The organism is Serpens gallinarum (assembly GCF_014836765.1).
In the GTDB taxonomy this organism is placed as follows: Bacteria; Pseudomonadota; Gammaproteobacteria; order Pseudomonadales; family Pseudomonadaceae; genus Serpens; species Serpens gallinarum.
In genome coordinates, this window is sequence record NZ_JACSQG010000010.1 from 105,189 (window position 1) to 119,548 (window position 14,360).

16 protein-coding genes are annotated in these 14,360 nt (G+C 60.2%); 4 read left to right on the forward strand and 12 right to left on the reverse strand.

Annotated elements, in window-relative coordinates; all coding sequences use genetic code 11:
* Positions 1 to 126: 126 nt before the first annotated feature.
* Positions 127 to 2,334 carry a bifunctional 23S rRNA (guanine(2069)-N(7))-methyltransferase RlmK/23S rRNA (guanine(2445)-N(2))-methyltransferase RlmL gene (gene rlmKL / locus H9642_RS15595; protein ID WP_251837386.1) on the reverse strand — a complete coding sequence of 736 codons (2,208 nt, stop codon included), beginning with the start codon at positions 2,332 to 2,334 and terminating at the stop codon, positions 127 to 129.
* A gap of 407 nt (positions 2,335 to 2,741) precedes the next feature.
* Here rlmKL and rmf point away from each other — a divergent pair, with 407 nt between their 5' ends.
* Positions 2,742 to 2,957, forward strand: coding sequence for a ribosome modulation factor (rmf, locus tag H9642_RS15600; RefSeq protein ID WP_251837387.1), 216 nt, complete (start codon positions 2,742 to 2,744; stop codon positions 2,955 to 2,957).
* Positions 2,958 to 3,054: 97 nt separating this feature from the next.
* On the opposite strand, the gene H9642_RS15605 is transcribed toward rmf, so the two are convergent.
* Entirely contained in the window at positions 3,055 to 4,086 is a 1,032-nt protein-coding gene (locus H9642_RS15605; protein WP_251837388.1) for a quinone-dependent dihydroorotate dehydrogenase, read from the reverse strand.
* Between the two features lie 43 nt (positions 4,087 to 4,129).
* Complete coding sequence (locus H9642_RS15610) at positions 4,130 to 4,351, reverse strand: DUF2835 domain-containing protein (protein WP_251837389.1); 222 nt, start codon at positions 4,349 to 4,351, stop codon at positions 4,130 to 4,132.
* Between the two features lie 201 nt (positions 4,352 to 4,552).
* Here H9642_RS15610 and H9642_RS15615 point away from each other — a divergent pair, with 201 nt between their 5' ends.
* Complete coding sequence (locus tag H9642_RS15615; RefSeq protein ID WP_251837390.1) at positions 4,553 to 5,440, forward strand: DUF6685 family protein; 888 nt, start codon at positions 4,553 to 4,555, stop codon at positions 5,438 to 5,440.
* 37 nt (positions 5,441 to 5,477) lie between these two features.
* Here the strand turns inward: H9642_RS15615 and H9642_RS15620 are convergent, their stop codons facing one another.
* Positions 5,478 to 5,879 (reverse strand): DUF488 domain-containing protein, encoded by a 402-nt coding sequence (locus H9642_RS15620; protein WP_251837391.1) that lies wholly within the window; start codon positions 5,877 to 5,879, stop codon positions 5,478 to 5,480.
* 71 nt (positions 5,880 to 5,950) lie between these two features.
* Between H9642_RS15620 and H9642_RS15625 the strand changes: the two genes are divergently transcribed.
* The gene (locus H9642_RS15625; RefSeq protein WP_251837392.1) at positions 5,951 to 6,619 is read left to right on the forward strand and encodes a COG3650 family protein; all 669 of its coding nucleotides are present in this window, start codon (positions 5,951 to 5,953) and stop codon (positions 6,617 to 6,619) included.
* A gap of 54 nt (positions 6,620 to 6,673) precedes the next feature.
* Here H9642_RS15625 and H9642_RS15630 read toward each other — a convergent pair whose 3' ends face one another.
* From H9642_RS15630 to H9642_RS15660, 7 genes are all read right to left on the reverse strand, one after another.
* A complete protein-coding gene (locus tag H9642_RS15630; protein ID WP_251837393.1) occupies positions 6,674 to 7,015 on the reverse strand; it encodes a Na+/H+ antiporter subunit G in 342 nt (113 codons plus the stop codon).
* Between the two features lie 10 nt (positions 7,016 to 7,025).
* Positions 7,026 to 7,295, reverse strand: a complete 270-nt coding sequence (locus tag H9642_RS15635; protein ID WP_251837394.1) for a K+/H+ antiporter subunit F — start codon at positions 7,293 to 7,295, stop codon at positions 7,026 to 7,028.
* On the reverse strand, positions 7,280 to 7,783 hold the full coding sequence (locus H9642_RS15640; RefSeq protein ID WP_251837395.1) for a Na+/H+ antiporter subunit E: 504 nt from the start codon (positions 7,781 to 7,783) through the stop codon (positions 7,280 to 7,282). Before H9642_RS15640 ends, H9642_RS15635 begins: the two co-directional genes overlap by 16 nt.
* Positions 7,780 to 9,282, reverse strand: coding sequence for a monovalent cation/H+ antiporter subunit D (locus tag H9642_RS15645; protein WP_251837396.1), 1,503 nt, complete (start codon positions 9,280 to 9,282; stop codon positions 7,780 to 7,782). Before H9642_RS15645 ends, H9642_RS15640 begins: the two co-directional genes overlap by 4 nt.
* A complete protein-coding gene (locus H9642_RS15650; RefSeq protein WP_251837397.1) occupies positions 9,279 to 9,608 on the reverse strand; it encodes a Na+/H+ antiporter subunit C in 330 nt (109 codons plus the stop codon). The genes H9642_RS15645 and H9642_RS15650 overlap by 4 nt, the downstream gene beginning before the upstream one ends.
* On the reverse strand, positions 9,608 to 12,397 hold the full coding sequence (locus tag H9642_RS15655; protein ID WP_251837398.1) for a monovalent cation/H+ antiporter subunit A: 2,790 nt from the start codon (positions 12,395 to 12,397) through the stop codon (positions 9,608 to 9,610). Before H9642_RS15655 ends, H9642_RS15650 begins: the two co-directional genes overlap by 1 nt.
* Positions 12,398 to 12,700: 303 nt before the next feature.
* A complete protein-coding gene (locus H9642_RS15660; RefSeq protein ID WP_251837399.1) occupies positions 12,701 to 13,162 on the reverse strand; it encodes an outer membrane lipoprotein in 462 nt (153 codons plus the stop codon).
* A gap of 136 nt (positions 13,163 to 13,298) precedes the next feature.
* Between H9642_RS15660 and H9642_RS15665 the strand changes: the two genes are divergently transcribed.
* A complete protein-coding gene (locus tag H9642_RS15665; protein ID WP_251837400.1) occupies positions 13,299 to 13,532 on the forward strand; it encodes a hypothetical protein in 234 nt (77 codons plus the stop codon).
* Between the two features lie 37 nt (positions 13,533 to 13,569).
* Here H9642_RS15665 and pdxH read toward each other — a convergent pair whose 3' ends face one another.
* The gene (gene pdxH, locus H9642_RS15670) at positions 13,570 to 14,220 is read right to left on the reverse strand and encodes a pyridoxamine 5'-phosphate oxidase (RefSeq protein ID WP_251837401.1); all 651 of its coding nucleotides are present in this window, start codon (positions 14,218 to 14,220) and stop codon (positions 13,570 to 13,572) included.
* Positions 14,221 to 14,360 lie beyond the last annotated feature (140 nt).

Below are 14,360 nucleotides of genomic sequence, written 5' to 3' on the forward strand. Positions count from 1 at the left end.
CCATACAGAAACCGGCCCGAAGTCCATCCCCGCGTGGGGGCCGGGTTTGGGCCGAAGTTGTGTTTGCAGACACAACCGCGTGCTCCGGCCAAGCCACCGCAAAGGCGGCTTACGCCTGAGTCGGAATCAGCGCAACGTAATCCGCCATGCCTTGTGGATTCGTGGATTGCGGGCGAAGTCCGGATCGATTGTGTCGGTGCTGATGTCCTCCACCTGATACCGCGCCGGCAGGCTTTCGTCGAGCTGAAACTTGCGGAAGTTGTTGGAGAAATACAGCACGCCGCCAGGCGCCAGACGGGCCATGGCCAGGTCGATCAATTGCACGTGGTCGCGCTGTACATCGAACACGCCTTCCATGCGCTTGGAGTTGGAGAAGGTCGGCGGGTCGATGAAAATCAGTTCGTACTCGCCGCGATCCTCGGCCAGCCAGGCCATCACATCGCCCTGCTCCAGGCGGTGCTTGTCCGAATAACCGTTCAGCGACAGGTTGCGCCGTGCCCAGTCCAGGTAGGTTTTGGACAAATCCACGCTGGTGGTGCTGCGCGCGCCGCCCTTGGCCGCGTGCACGGTGGCTGTGGCGGTGTAGCAGAACAGGTTGAGGAAGCGCTTACCGGCGGCTTCCTGCTGCAGGCGCAAGCGCAGCGGACGATGATCCAGAAACAACCCGGTATCCAGATAATCCGTGAGGTTGACCAGCAGCTTGACGCCGCCCTCGTTGACCTGCAAAAACTCGCCCTGGGTCGCGTGCCGCTCGTACTGACGCGTGCCGGTCTGCCGCTCGCGGCGCTTGATCATCACCTTGTCGGCGGCAATGCCTAGCGCTACCGGAATCGCGGCCAGGGCATCGAGCAGGCGGGCCTGCGCCTTGTCCGGGTCAATGGAGCGTGGCGGGGCGTATTCCTGCACATGCACCCAGTCGCCATACAGGTCCACGGCCAGGGCATATTCCGGCATGTCAGCGTCGTACAAGCGATAGCACTCGACGCCGGCTTTCTTGGCCCATTTGCCGAGCTGTTTGAGGTTTTTCTGCAAGCGGTTGGCGAACATCTGCCCGCCTTCGGAGAGGCGCGCCGCTTCATGGGTCACAGGGGCTGCTTCGCCCGCTTCGATGCGCTCTGCTCGTTCAGCCCGCTCGGCACTGCTGCGTCGCTCGCCCGTGACGAACTGGTCCGGCTTGACGTTGATCAGCAACAGCTTGCAGGGCAGCGCACCGTTCCAGAAGGCGTACTGTTTGTGGCTGCGAATGCCCATGCGCTTGCCCAGCTCGGGCGCGCCGGTGAAGATCGCCGCGTCCCAGTTCAGGCACGCCTGACGCAGGCGCTCGCCAAGATTCTGGTAGAGGTACAACAGGCTCGCTTCGTCGCCCAGGCGCTCGCCATAGGGCGGGTTGCACACCACCAGGCCGGTCTGGTTCTGGTCCGGGCGCGGCTCGAAAGTGGCGAGTTCGCCCTGGTAAATACGAATCCAGTTACCCAGCCCCGCGCGCTCGATGTTGTTGCGCCCCGGCTGGATCAGCCGCGGATCGGCTTCATAGCCACGAATCCACAACGGCGGCTTGCTCAGGCCGATGCGTGCACGCTCCTCGGCCTCGGCGTGCAAGCGGTTCCACAGCGCCGGCACATGGCCCAGCCAATTGGAGAAGCCCCAGTGTTCGCGCTTAAGGTTCGGCGCAAGATCGGCGGCCATCATGCCGGCCTCGACCAGGAACGTACCAACCCCGCACATAGGGTCGGCCAGTGCCCCGCCGCCGGCGGCGATGCGCGGCCAGCCGGCACGGATCAGAATCGCGGCGGCAAGGTTTTCCTTGAGCGGCGCGGCACCCTGCTGCAGGCGGTAGCCGCGCTGATGCAGGCTGTGCCCGGACAGGTCCAAGGAGAGTATCGCCTCGCCCTTGTCCAGCCGCAGGTGCACTCGAATGTCAGGGCTGAACTTGTCCACCGAGGGACGCTCGCCAGTGGCGGTGCGCAGACGGTCGACAATCGCATCCTTGACCTTCAGGGCACCGAAATGGGTGTTGTCGATGCCGGCGCCACGGCCGCTGAATTCAACGGCCAGGCTGCCGGTAGGCGATAAATGCTCACTCCAGTCCACGGCATGCACGCCTTGGTACATTTCCTCGGCGTTCTGCACGGGAAAACGCGCCAGTACCAGCAAAACGCGGTTGGCCAGGCGCGACCACAAGCACAGGCGGTAAGCGGTTTCCAGCTCCGCCACCCCGTGCACAGCGGCGGTGTGCTCACGCGCCTCCTCCAGGCCAAGCCCGCGCGCTTCATCCAGGAGCAAGCCTTCGAGGCTCTTCGGGCAGGTGAGATATAGTTCGTAGCGGTCCGACATGTCGACTATCCAAGGCCTTAAGGCGCGAAAAGCCTCGCTTTCGAGGCTGTAAGAAATTGAAACAATTATTCAGCCCACCCTACGTCGGAAAACGTGTCGGGGCCTGAGAGCTACATTGTCATGAGCCGTGCCGCTCCTTGGCCGTCAGCCACGCAGCTTTGCCGGAAAGGATCGGCCGCAAGCGAACCCGGCTTATGTGCGCATCCAGCAAATCACTGGGTCGTTATGCCTAATCGATCATTCACAGGCCTCAAGGCTTTGGTTAGAACATCAACCAAGGCAACGATGCAATGTCGCTTGCCTTGAGGTCGGTTACGCCGGCAACGGACCTCGACGCAGCTAAAAAGCTGCACAGCCTCGCCATGAGGCGTATGGACATCACAGTCAACGAGTGAGGGCAATACCCGATGAGACGACTTAAACGTGATCCGATGGAACGAGCCTTTCTGCGCGGTTATCAGCATGGCATACATGGCAAATCCCGCGACCTGTGTCCTTTTACCCTTCCCTCCACACGTCAAGCCTGGATCAATGGCTGGCGCGAAGGTCGTGGCGACCAATGGGACGGATTCACCGGCACCGCCGGTATTCACCGCTTGAATCAACTTAACGCGGTCGGCTGACACCCCAGCCCAATTGATTTTTCCAGAGCGCCCCACCCGGGCGCTGGGCGCAAGCCCTGGGGCTCCTTCGGGAGCCCCTTCCCATCCTGATCCGCTGTTAGCGGGCGCCCTTGGGCAATGCCGCGATGGCATCCACCGCCTCGCGGATCAGCGCCGGCCCCTTGTAGATGAATCCTGAATAAAGTTGCACGAGGCTTGCCCCGGCAGCGATTTTTTCCGCTGCATCGCGCCCCTCGGTGATGCCCCCCACGGCAATGATCGGCAGACGACCAGCCAGTTCGCTCGCCAACACCTTGACGGTGTGCGTGCTCTTGTCGCGCACGGGTGCACCGGACAGACCGCCCGCTTCATCGCCAAACTGCAACCCTTCCACTCCAGCGCGGCCAAGGGTGGTGTTGGTGGCAATAACCGCATCCATACCCGCGTCGACCAACGCGTGCGCTACTTGCACGGTTTCTTCATCGCTCATATCTGGCGCGATCTTGATGGCCAGCGGCACACGCTTGCCATACAGCTGCGCAAGGTCTTCCTGACGCAAGCGCAGGGCCTCGAGCAGTTGCTTGAGCGAATCGCCGAACTGCAGGCTGCGCAGGCCGGGCGTATTCGGCGAACTGACGTTGACCGTGACATAGCTGGCGTGTGGGTAGACCTTGGCCAGACAGATCAGGTAATCATCCACGGCGCGCTCCACCGGAGTATCGAAATTCTTGCCGATGTTGATGCCCAGCACGCCCCGGTAATGCATAGCTTCGACCCGCGCCAGTAAATGATCAACGCCATGGTTGTTGAAACCCATGCGATTGATGATTGCTTCGGCTTCCGGCAAGCGGAACAGGCGCGGCTTGGGATTGCCAGGTTGGGGACGCGGCGTCACGGTGCCGATCTCGATAAAGCCAAAGCCCAACTGGCTCAAGCCATCAATGGCGTCGCCATTTTTGTCCAGGCCTGCAGCCAGGCCAACTGGATTGGCAAATTCCAGCCCCATGATCTTCACTGGCAACGCGCTGGGCTGCTTGCACACCAGGCGATTGAGGCCCAGGCGTCCGCCAGCACCGATCAGGTCAAGGGATAACTCATGGGAGGTTTCCGGAGACAGCTTGAATAAAAGATCGCGGGCCAGGGTGTACATGGGGGGAACTTCGATGAAAAATGGGACGGCGAGTATAACCCGGTCAAGCCAGACGGCGCAGGCTTAACAATTCGCCCTTGACGCTGAACTCCAGCACAAAGGAACCTTCCACCCCGCTGTGAGTCAGAAAAGGTCGCAAATGATGGGCCGGCAGGCTTACCTTGCGGCCGTCGCGGCTGGTGGCGAGAACCCGTTTGACGTGCCCTTGGTAGTACGCCAGAAACTGTTCGGCCGTTAAACGGATATCGAGCACCAGACTGGGCATGGAGCGCTCCTTGGCAATAAAAGCAGGCAAGTTTGCCATAATCCGCCGTGCAGCCAGCGCCTTGCCGATCGGTCTCCGCGTTACGGCCTTCGTCAGTGACGGCCGACAGACGCGTCGATATCTTTTGTTGCAGTCGACAGATGATCCTGTCCAATGTCACATTTTATGACTCTGCCCTGATTGCCCTGGAGCCTGTTGTTCATGTCTTCCTCCCTGCCACCCTCCAGCCTCGCCACTCGCCTGACTACTCTGGCGGGGCAATGGGGGCTGGGCAGGCGAGAAGCCCGGCAGTTGCGCGAGCACGCCAGCCATCTCAGGCTGCCTTTTCAGCCCTTGCAACCGCCGTCTGCCAGCATCTGGTGGCAACTCGGGCCACCCCTGGATCGCCTGGTGGACTTGCCGCGCAGCGCGCTTTCCGGTCCGGTCCAGGAAGATAAAGCTGCGGCACATGCGGTCTTGGCACGCCTGGTTGAGATTGAACTCGATCAGCTCGACGCACTCGATCTGCGTCAAGTTGACGGCTTGATCAGCGCCCCCGGCGAGCAGACTGCACATCTGCATCTGGATGATCTGGCCAACACACCGGATTGCCGCAGCCTGCGCATCATCAGCTACAAGGATTTCCTCAAGGTCATCGGCCTGGCCCTTCCTGACTTCGAGCGCGGCAAACCGTTGGCCCTGCGCCAGGCCGACTGGCTGGGTCCGCGCCTGTTCTGGGCGGGTGAGCTACACAGCGAAGCGTTTGCCAGCGCCGTCGCCTATGCCCGCCTGCGCGGTTTACAGATTACTCTGCCCGCCGAGGTGGCCCGTTACCGCTTGAATGGCGCAGCTCTTGCCGATTTGCAGGCTAGGTTCCACATGGTGGTGATGCCCGTGCAAAGCTGGAGCGATCCCGCCTTCATGGGCTTGCTGCTGAACAGCCGACTTCCTTACTCGCGGCTGTCATTGCAACGCACGGCCACTGCTCCCGAAACCCTGTTGCTGCCCCGCGACAATGCCCTGTCCAATGCCCTGGGCGAAGGGTTGCGCCTGGCCGGCGCGCCCGATCTGGGTAAGTTCCTACACAGTCTGCCGCACACTGCGGACTGATTGCCGATTAGCGTCGTTGCGAACCACAACGTCGTGATCAGCGTGTTTCTTCGTGGGCATAGCAGGGTGGCGAGCTGCTCGGCCCCTGGCGCTCCAGTTCATCTTCGAGAAACCCGGCTAATACCTGCGCATTGTTGTGCGCCTCGTCCTTGGCTGCGAAGAGCAGTGTCAGGTGCCCTGAACGGGCTTGCTCCAACAACGTCCACCAGTGTTCCGGGTGGGCAGCAAGCTCTGCCCGGTATCGGCGCTCGAACTCGGGAAACTGTGCCGGGTCGTGGTCGAACGCCTGGCGCAGCGCGGTGCTTGGCGCAACGTCCTTAAGCCAGGCATCTAACCGCAGCGCTTCTTTTTTGATGCCCCGAGGCCATAGGCGATCAATCAGCACTCGATATCCATCGGCTTCGACCGCCGCTGCGTAGACTCGCTTGCACTGAATCATGGGCTATCCCCTTGTATGAGACCTGTCGGCTGAGTACCGTGGCGCGAATCCTTGCCCCCGAGCCCGCCGCCATGCCCTTCCTTCGCACGTATTCAACCGCCCCGCTGCTTCTACTCTTGGTTGGCTGCCAGGTTTACACCGGCCAACCGGCCAACCCGCCCGTAGATGTGCGCTTGCAAGGTGAACTCAGTGTCGAACAGGGTCAGCTATTCCTCAAGCCCTGCGACGAACAGCGACGCTTTCGCTTGATCGATACGGGCGCGGGCGATCTGGCCCAGGAAGTTGACCAGCTGGGCGGTGCCAGTGGCAGCCCAGTATTTGCCGACCTGAAAGGGCAACTCGGCGCTGACCCTCAAGGTGGCGCAGGCCAATTCCTGGCCAGCCAGATCTATCGGTTGCAGATAGAGGGGCACGGCTGCAATGACGTGAATTTCCCAATGCTGAGCGTGCGCGCCAGTGGCAACGAGCCGTTCTGGAGCCTGGATGTCAGCCCGCACGGCCTTGTGCTGACACGGCCCAATCATGCCCCGCTGGCCCTGCCCTACCTGGAAGAGCGACTGCCGGAAGGACGCTTGCACCTGTCCAGCGAGGCCAATGACCTGCGGCTTTCCCTGTGGCTCACGCCACAGCGCTGCGTTGACGACATGAGCGGCGCCGTTCGCCATTTGAACGCTGAGTTACGCTTGGGAGAGCAACGCTTTACCGGCTGTGCCTACCATGGCGGCGCATACGAGGAGTGATGCAGGGAGACGCATGGTACGGTGGACGCAGGTCGCTCCAGCGCCACGACAGAATCAATACCCGTCATCTTCCCAACGCTTGCCGCGGGTCCGTTGAATCACCAGCAGCTTCTGCTGCAAGGCCGCCTTGGACAGCATGTGCGCACTGACCGGCGCGGTGATAAACAAGAACAAGGCAATCAGCAGTTCATGCAGGCTCAGGCCTTCACGCTGGCCACTGAAGAAGATCGCCGAGGCGATGATGATGCCACCCACGCCCAGCGTAGTGGCCTTGGTGGGTGCGTGCAGGCGGGTGAAGAAATCCGGTAGGCGATACAGACCGATCGCGCCTACCAGAGCGAACAGGCTGCCGAGGATCAAAAAGAAACAGATGATGAGTTCCAACCAGAAGGACATGTCATTAGCCTCAGTCGATGATGTCGCCGTGCAATAAATGCTTGCCCACCGCCACGGTACTGACAAACCCCACCACTGCTATCAAGAGCGCAGCCTCGAAGAACACGTCCGACTTCAGCCAGATGCCGAACAGCACCAGCAGCGCCAAACCGTTGATATACAACGTATCCAGCGCCAACACGCGATCGGGCATGTCCGGCCCGATAATCAGGCGCAGCAAGTTGAGTACCAGTGCCACGCCGATCAGCGCCAGACACAACGGAATTATGTAGGCGAGCATTCGAAAATCTCCATCAACGGGGCCTCATAGCGCTCCTTGATTTCGGCAATCAGCGCCTGACTGTCGCGAACATCAATGCCATGCAGCAGGATGATTTTGTGGTCCGGCGTCAGGCCAGCCGACACCGTGCCAGGCGTCAGGGAGATGATGCTGGCCAGTACCGAGAGCAGGAACTCGTCTTGGATGGCCATGGGCACTTCGACGAAAGCGGGATTCAACTTACGCTGCGGGCCAAGCACCAGCCGAGCCACATTCAGATTGGCGACAACGATTTCCCACAGCACATACAGTGTGAACCAACACAACTTCAGCGGTTTGCGCACCCGTGGGATGTGAATCAGGAAATCCTTGCACAGGACTGCGATCGCCCAGCCCAGAAACAGGCCGAGTACGACCTGGCCCAGGGATACGGAATTGACCAGCATCAGCCAGATCAGGGCAAGAAAAATCACCAGCCCCGGACGGGGCAACCAGCGGTGACGAGTCATGGCGTACCTCCGCCGATCAACTGCATATAGGGCGCCAAGTCCAGCAATTGCGCAGCCGTGGCATTCAGATAGTGCTGCAGTGGCCCGGCCGCTAGCACCAGTGCCACGCTGGCCAACATCAAGCCCAGGGTGGCCACCAGGCGCCCCGCATCGTAGCGCGTGGTACTGGCGGGCTCACCGCTGCCGCGCCAGAACACCGTACTGCCCGCACGGCTCAGGGCAATGATGGTCACGAGGCTGCCAACCAGCACCACTGACCACAACTGGAGCGCCGCCATACCGGTGCCAGCCGAGCGCAGCAGCATGACCTTGCCCAAGAAGCCTGCAAATGGCGGCAACCCAGCCACGGAAATCGCGCCGGCAAAAAACAGTCCCCCCAGCACAGCAGCGTTGTATAGGGTGGGCCCTTGCTGCAACGCACCGGCAAATTCGCCGCGCTGGCGCGCCACCAGATCGGCCAGCAAAAACAGCCCGCCGCATATCAGGGTGCTGTGCAGCAGGTAATACAGCGCGGCAGCGTAGCTTTCAGGCGTCCCCAAGGTGATGACGGCCAGCAGGGTGCCCACCGAGACAACCACCAGGTACGCCACCACGCCCTGCAACGAACGGGCCGCCAGAGCACCACAGGCTCCAGCAGCCAGAGTCAGCAGCGCCAGCGGCCACAACCAATCGTTGGCCAGGCCGGCGACCGCACCGGCCTCATTGCCAAAGATCAAGGTATAAACGCGCAGGATCACGTAGATACCTACCTTGGTCATGATCGCAAACAGTGCCGCCACCGGCGCGGTGGCTGCGGCGTACGCTCGCGGCAACCAGAAGTACAGCGGCAAAATGGCGGCCTTAAGGCCGAACACGACCAGCAGCAACAGCCCCGCCACCGAGAGCAGCGGTGCCAACTCGGCATCGGCGTTGGCGACGCGCTGGGCCAGATCCGCCATATTCAGTGTGCCCAGCAGGCCGTACAAAGTGCCCACGCCGATCAGGAAAAACGACGAGCCCACCAGGTTGAGCACCACATAATGCATACCGGCACGCACGCGCGCCGCCCCATTGCCATGCATCAGCAACGCATACGAGGCGATCAACAGGATCTCAAAAAATACGAACAGGTTGAACAGATCGCCTGTCATGAAGGCGCCATTTATGCCCAGCAGCTGAAACTGGAACAACGCGTGGAAATTCGGCCCGCGCTGGTCATCACCCCGACAGGCGTACAGCAGCGCGAAGCTGGCCAGCACGGCAGACAGCAACAGCATCAATGCACTTAACCGATCCAGCAGCAGAATGATGCCAAATGGCGGCTCCCAGTTGCCCAGGGCATAAATACGCAACTGGCCATCGCCCGCCATATACACAAGCCATATCGCCAGCGGAATCTGTGCCCAAGTGGCCAGCATTGATACGCAGCGCTTGAATGAGCGGTTGATACCATGGGTGACCAGCAGCAGGCTACCGAACAGCAAAGGCAGGATTAGCGGCAGGATTAGCGCATGAGTCATGGACGCGGCTCCTCGCCGTCGACATGATCGGTGCGCAATTCACCCATGCCGCGCAGGGCCAGCACCAGCACGAATGCGGTCATCGCGAAGCCGATGACAATGGCGGTCAACACCAGGGCCTGGGGCAGCGGATCGGCATAGTCCGAAGCGCTGCCCAACACCGCCGGTATTCCGGTACCCAGACGGCCCATGCCAAATAGAAATAAATTGACCGCATAGGAAATAAGCGTGAGGCCCATAACCACGGGAAATACCCGAGCGCGCAGCAACAGATAGACCCCGCTGGCCGTTAAAAAACCAAGCGTGATAGCGAAAACCGCTTCCATCAGAGCACTTCCTCACAATCGGCCTGACTGACATGGCCGATATTGGACAGGATCAACAAGGTCGAACCGACCACCGTCAGATACACCCCCAGATCGAACAGCAAGGCCGTTGCCAGCTCCACCTCGCCGATCAATGGAATCTGTGGATGGCCAAACGCCGACGTCAGGAACGGGTAGCCAAAGAACCAACTGCCCAACCCGGTCAATCCAGCAGTCAGGATCCCGAGACCGGCCAGGAGGTGATAACTGATCGGCTGACGAGCCTGAGTCCATATCACCCCATGGGAAATGTATTGCAACGCCAACGCCACGGCGGTCACCAACCCGGCGATGAACCCGCCGCCCGGCAAGTTGTGGCCGCGCAAAAAGATGAACACCGAAACCAGTAAGGCCAACGGCAGGATGGCTCGCGACAGGTTGTCGAGAATCATCGGGTGGCTGTCGGTGGACCACAGCCGGCCTGCGTAGTCCCGCTCTTGATGGGGCAGATACAGGCCTTGCAACAAGCCATAAATGCCCACTGCGGCAATCGCCAGCACAGTGATTTCGCCCAAGGTATCGAAGCCACGGAAATCCACCAGAATGACATTGACCACGTTAGTTCCGCCACCTCCTGAGAGGCTGTTCTCAAGGAAGAAGCCGGCAATGGTGTCATACGGACGGGTCATTACTGCGAAGGCGAGCATGGCCACCAGAATACCGACGCCGCCGGCCAACAGCAGGTCGCGCAGGCGACGCAAACTGCCGGACTCGGACGGAGTGACATCGGGCATGAAGAACAATCCCAGAATCAGCAGGATGATGCTGACTACTTCCACCGACAGCTGAGTCAGCGCCAGATCCGGGGCGGAGTAACGGGCGAAGGCCAGCGCGACCATTAAGCCAACCACACCGAGGATCATCAGCGCCACCAGACGGCGACGATGGAACGCCGCAGTCATCACTGCAGAAAAGCCCAGGATCACCAGACCCAGCACGGTGAACCCATCTAGCGGCGTCAATGCCAACGTGCCGCGCAGCGCAACCAGCGGATGCAAGGCGATCACAGCCATCAGCAATGCCATACTCAGCATCCAGGTCAGGTAGCGTTGCAGCGAGCCATTTTCCAAGTGGCCGGTGAGCCATTTGGCGCCTTCGACCAGGCGCACCATGGCCCGATCGAAAATCAACTTGGCATCCAGCTCCGGCATGTCCGCATACCAGGCAAACAAGGGCTTGCGAAACACATACACCAGGATACCGCCGAGCAGCGCTATGAAACTCATCCCCAAGGGCACGTTGAAGCCATGCCAGATAGCCAGGCTGTAAGCGGGCAGCACGCCATTGAGACTCGCTGACGCCGCACTCGCCAGCAGCGGCGCCACGGTATAAGCCGGCAGCATGCCTACCAGCAAGCACAGCAGCACCAGAATCTCCACCGGGATTTTCATGTAGCGCGGTGGTTCATGGGGCGGATATTTAGGCACATCGATGGGTGCGCCATTGAAAAAAACGTCGTGAACGAAGCGCAATGAATACGCCACCGAGAACACACTGGCCAGCACCGCCAAGGCCGGCACCATCCAGTTGAAGCTGCCATACAGGCTTTGCTGCAAGGTTTCGCCGAAGAACATTTCCTTGCTCAGGAAACCATTGAGCAGCGGCACGCCGGCCATCGCCAGGGAAGCCACCATGGCCAGCACGGCGGTGTGCGGCATGTACCTCCACAGGCCGTTTATGCGCCGCATATCCCGTGTACCGGTCTCATGGTCAATAATGCCGGCGGCCATGAACAGCGACGCCTTGAAGGTCGCATGGTTGATGATGTGGAACACCGCCGCGACGTTGGACAGCGGCGAGTCAAGGCCGAACAGCAGCGTGATCAAACCCAGATGGCTGATGGTTGAATAGGCCAGCAGGCCCTTCAGGTCATTCTGGAACAGCGCCAATATGGCACCCACCAGCAAGGTGGTCAGCCCGGTCAGGCTGACCAGATAGAACCACCAATCCGAATCGGCCAGCGCCGGATACAGGCGGGCCAACAGAAACACACCGGCCTTGACCATGGTCGCCGAGTGCAAATAGGCCGACACGGGCGTTGGGGCAGCCATCGCCTGGGGCAACCAGAAATGGAACGGAAACTGTGCCGACTTGGTGAACACGCCCAGCAGCACCAGAATCAATGCCAGCGGATACAACGCATGTGCACGGATCAGCTCACCGCTGGCCAGTACATCGGTGAGTTCGAAGCTGCCGACTATATGTCCAATCAGAAGAATGCCGGCCAGTAATGCCAGGCCACCGCCACCCGTGATCACCAGGGACATGCGCGCGCCCTTGCGAGCATCGCTGCGGTGACTCCAGAAACCGATCAGCAGGAATGAAGACAGGCTGGTGAGCTCCCAGAAAACCATCATTAACAACAGGTTTTCCGCCAGCACCACGCCAAGCATCGCGCCCATGAACAGCAGCAAGAACGCATAGAAACGCCCAGCTGCCTCCCGCGTACTCAGGTAATAGTGGGCATACAGGATGACCAACAGGCCTATGCCCAGAATCAGCAGCGCAAACAGAAACCCGAGGCCATCGAGGCGCAGGCTCAGGTTGAAGCCCAACTCACTCAACCAGGGCTGGTTGAACACCAGGGTTTCGCCAGCGAATACGCGTCCCCGCTCTCCCAACAGCAGCACCAATGCCAACAAGGGCCCTAATGCCGTAGTCAACGCGCAGGTCAAACGCCCCAACCGCTCCGTAAAAATCGGGAGAATGACCCCGATAAACGGCAGGGCAATGATCAGCGCTAGTACCATCAATCAAAAACCTCTCATCAAACGTTGCGCAGGACAGCAAATGCTCATCCAGAATTGATCGCCGGCGTAAGCCTTTGTCCAGACGGCTTTTTCGGCCAAGAATTTATGCACAGCGCGGGGGCGGCTGTCATGTTTTTAATTATTACTAAAAGTCATGCAAATCTGTATTACAAGAAACAGATTCATATGAGAAGGACGCTGACGCCAAAAAATCACACACAAGCCCGACATTTGTGTTCGGGCCAGCCGGCATCAAGCCTGCAGAGAAAAAGAGCGCGCTTCACTCCAGCGTTGCAGTGACCATCAGGGAGAGACACGGCTGGTGCCGCTGACGGTCAGGATGCGCACGCGTTGACCCACACGAAACACCTGGTTCGGCTCAACGGCCTGAACGTAGGCACGTACGCTGCCGTCGTCTTCACGCACGGTGATTTCAACGCCCTGTGTACGAGTAATGCCTTCCTCTGCCGCCCCACCGAGCATGCCACCCGCCACAGCCCCAATCACCGCCGCGACTGCGCTGCCACGTCCGCCGCCGACACCACTGCCCGCGATACCACCCACAATGGCGCCCGCACCTGAACCGATCGGCGTCTTGGTGCCTTCGATTTGCACCGGCCGCAACGCCTCGATGGTGCCCATGCGCACGGTTTGCACGGTGCGCGCTTCAGCGCGCGAGTACGTATCCCCAGACAGGTTCGAAGCACAGCCGCCCAGCGCACCCGCAAGGGAAAGGGATGCAATCAGTACTACAGATGTACGCATGATGGAAACTCCCGGTTGATGTTTCGCTTAGGACCCTTGGCGCGCGCCATCGACTCCCGGAGGTGCGAAATCGATACGCTTCCAAGGGTCCACCGCTTCCGTTAGGGTAGCCACTTTTCGGGCCAAAAGAGCAGCTATGGACTACTTCATCATCTTCATTGCCACGGCGAGCGGGTTGTATTTCCACTGGTGGCTGTATGTGCGCATCAAGCGCTGGGCCGATCGCGACCTGGCCTTGTCGATGGCCGATGGCGATCCGCGCAAGCGCGCCTTCATGCTGCAGAAACTCGAGCAAGCACGCGCCGAGCGAATTAAGCGCACTGATCTGGAAAACTGGTTACAACGTGCAGCTGCCACCTATGCAGAGTGACCAAGGCAACTGAATTCACAGACACAACGCACTGGCATCAGGGGGCCAGACGCTCGCGCAGCCATTGACCATCATCCTGCAGGCAATAATTCAGCCGGTCATGGAGACGGCTCGGACGCCCCTGCCAGAACTCGATGCGCTCGGGCAGCAGGCGAAAGCCCCCCCAATGTTCGGGACAGGGCGGCGCCTGGTCCTTGAAACGTTGCTCAGCCTGCACCAACCGTTCGAACAGCTCTTCGCGACCACTGATCTGCCGGCTTTGTGGCGAGGCCCACGCACCAATCCGGCTGCCCAACGGGCGGATTTGATAGTAAGCATCTGACTCGGCAGCACTTACTCGCTCGATGCGGCCTTCGATACGCACCTGACGCTCCAGTGCGGGCCAGAAAAAGGTCATCGCGGCATAAGGGCGGGCCTTGAGTTGCTCACTCTTGGCACTCTCGTAATTGGTGAAGAAGGTGAAGCCTCGTTCATCCAATCCCTTGAGCAACAGCACTCGGCAATGGGGTCGACCTTGCGCATCCACGGTGGCCAAGGTCATGGCGTTGGGCTCGACCGGCAAGCGCTCGGTTGCCAGCGCATCGGAGAACCATTGACGAAAAAGAGTCAGCGGCTCAGCCGGTGCCTGCTCTTCGGTAAGCCCGTCACGTGTGTACTCGCGTCGCATATCGGCCAAGCTGTGAGACATGATTTCGCTCCCGGTGGATGGAGCTACAGCTTAACCGAACAAGGCCTGCCAGGCTGTTTAAAAGTATGCGATCCATGAACCCCACCTGTTAAATGATGGGCGTTCCGTTTAGCGTGGCAGAGCTGGCGTGCAGTTCCACG

What these genes read in the sequence shown, in the direction of transcription:
- rlmKL (WP_251837386.1), bottom strand. Translation starts at nt 2,334, where the DNA reads ATGTCGGACCGCTACGAACTATATCTCACCTGCCCGAAGAGCCTCGAA.
- rmf (WP_251837387.1), top strand. Translation starts at nt 2,742, where the DNA reads ATGAGACGACTTAAACGTGATCCGATGGAACGAGCCTTTCTGCGCGGT.
- H9642_RS15605 (WP_251837388.1), bottom strand. Translation starts at nt 4,086, where the DNA reads ATGTACACCCTGGCCCGCGATCTTTTATTCAAGCTGTCTCCGGAAACC.
- H9642_RS15610 (WP_251837389.1), bottom strand. Translation starts at nt 4,351, where the DNA reads ATGCCCAGTCTGGTGCTCGATATCCGTTTAACGGCCGAACAGTTTCTG.
- H9642_RS15615 (WP_251837390.1), top strand. Translation starts at nt 4,553, where the DNA reads ATGTCTTCCTCCCTGCCACCCTCCAGCCTCGCCACTCGCCTGACTACT.
- H9642_RS15620 (WP_251837391.1), bottom strand. Translation starts at nt 5,879, where the DNA reads ATGATTCAGTGCAAGCGAGTCTACGCAGCGGCGGTCGAAGCCGATGGA.
- H9642_RS15625 (WP_251837392.1), top strand. Translation starts at nt 5,951, where the DNA reads ATGCCCTTCCTTCGCACGTATTCAACCGCCCCGCTGCTTCTACTCTTG.
- H9642_RS15630 (WP_251837393.1), bottom strand. Translation starts at nt 7,015, where the DNA reads ATGTCCTTCTGGTTGGAACTCATCATCTGTTTCTTTTTGATCCTCGGC.
- H9642_RS15635 (WP_251837394.1), bottom strand. Translation starts at nt 7,295, where the DNA reads ATGCTCGCCTACATAATTCCGTTGTGTCTGGCGCTGATCGGCGTGGCA.
- H9642_RS15640 (WP_251837395.1), bottom strand. Translation starts at nt 7,783, where the DNA reads ATGACTCGTCACCGCTGGTTGCCCCGTCCGGGGCTGGTGATTTTTCTT.
- H9642_RS15645 (WP_251837396.1), bottom strand. Translation starts at nt 9,282, where the DNA reads ATGACTCATGCGCTAATCCTGCCGCTAATCCTGCCTTTGCTGTTCGGT.
- H9642_RS15650 (WP_251837397.1), bottom strand. Translation starts at nt 9,608, where the DNA reads ATGGAAGCGGTTTTCGCTATCACGCTTGGTTTTTTAACGGCCAGCGGG.
- H9642_RS15655 (WP_251837398.1), bottom strand. Translation starts at nt 12,397, where the DNA reads ATGGTACTAGCGCTGATCATTGCCCTGCCGTTTATCGGGGTCATTCTC.
- H9642_RS15660 (WP_251837399.1), bottom strand. Translation starts at nt 13,162, where the DNA reads ATGCGTACATCTGTAGTACTGATTGCATCCCTTTCCCTTGCGGGTGCG.
- H9642_RS15665 (WP_251837400.1), top strand. Translation starts at nt 13,299, where the DNA reads ATGGACTACTTCATCATCTTCATTGCCACGGCGAGCGGGTTGTATTTC.
- pdxH (WP_251837401.1), bottom strand. Translation starts at nt 14,220, where the DNA reads ATGTCTCACAGCTTGGCCGATATGCGACGCGAGTACACACGTGACGGG.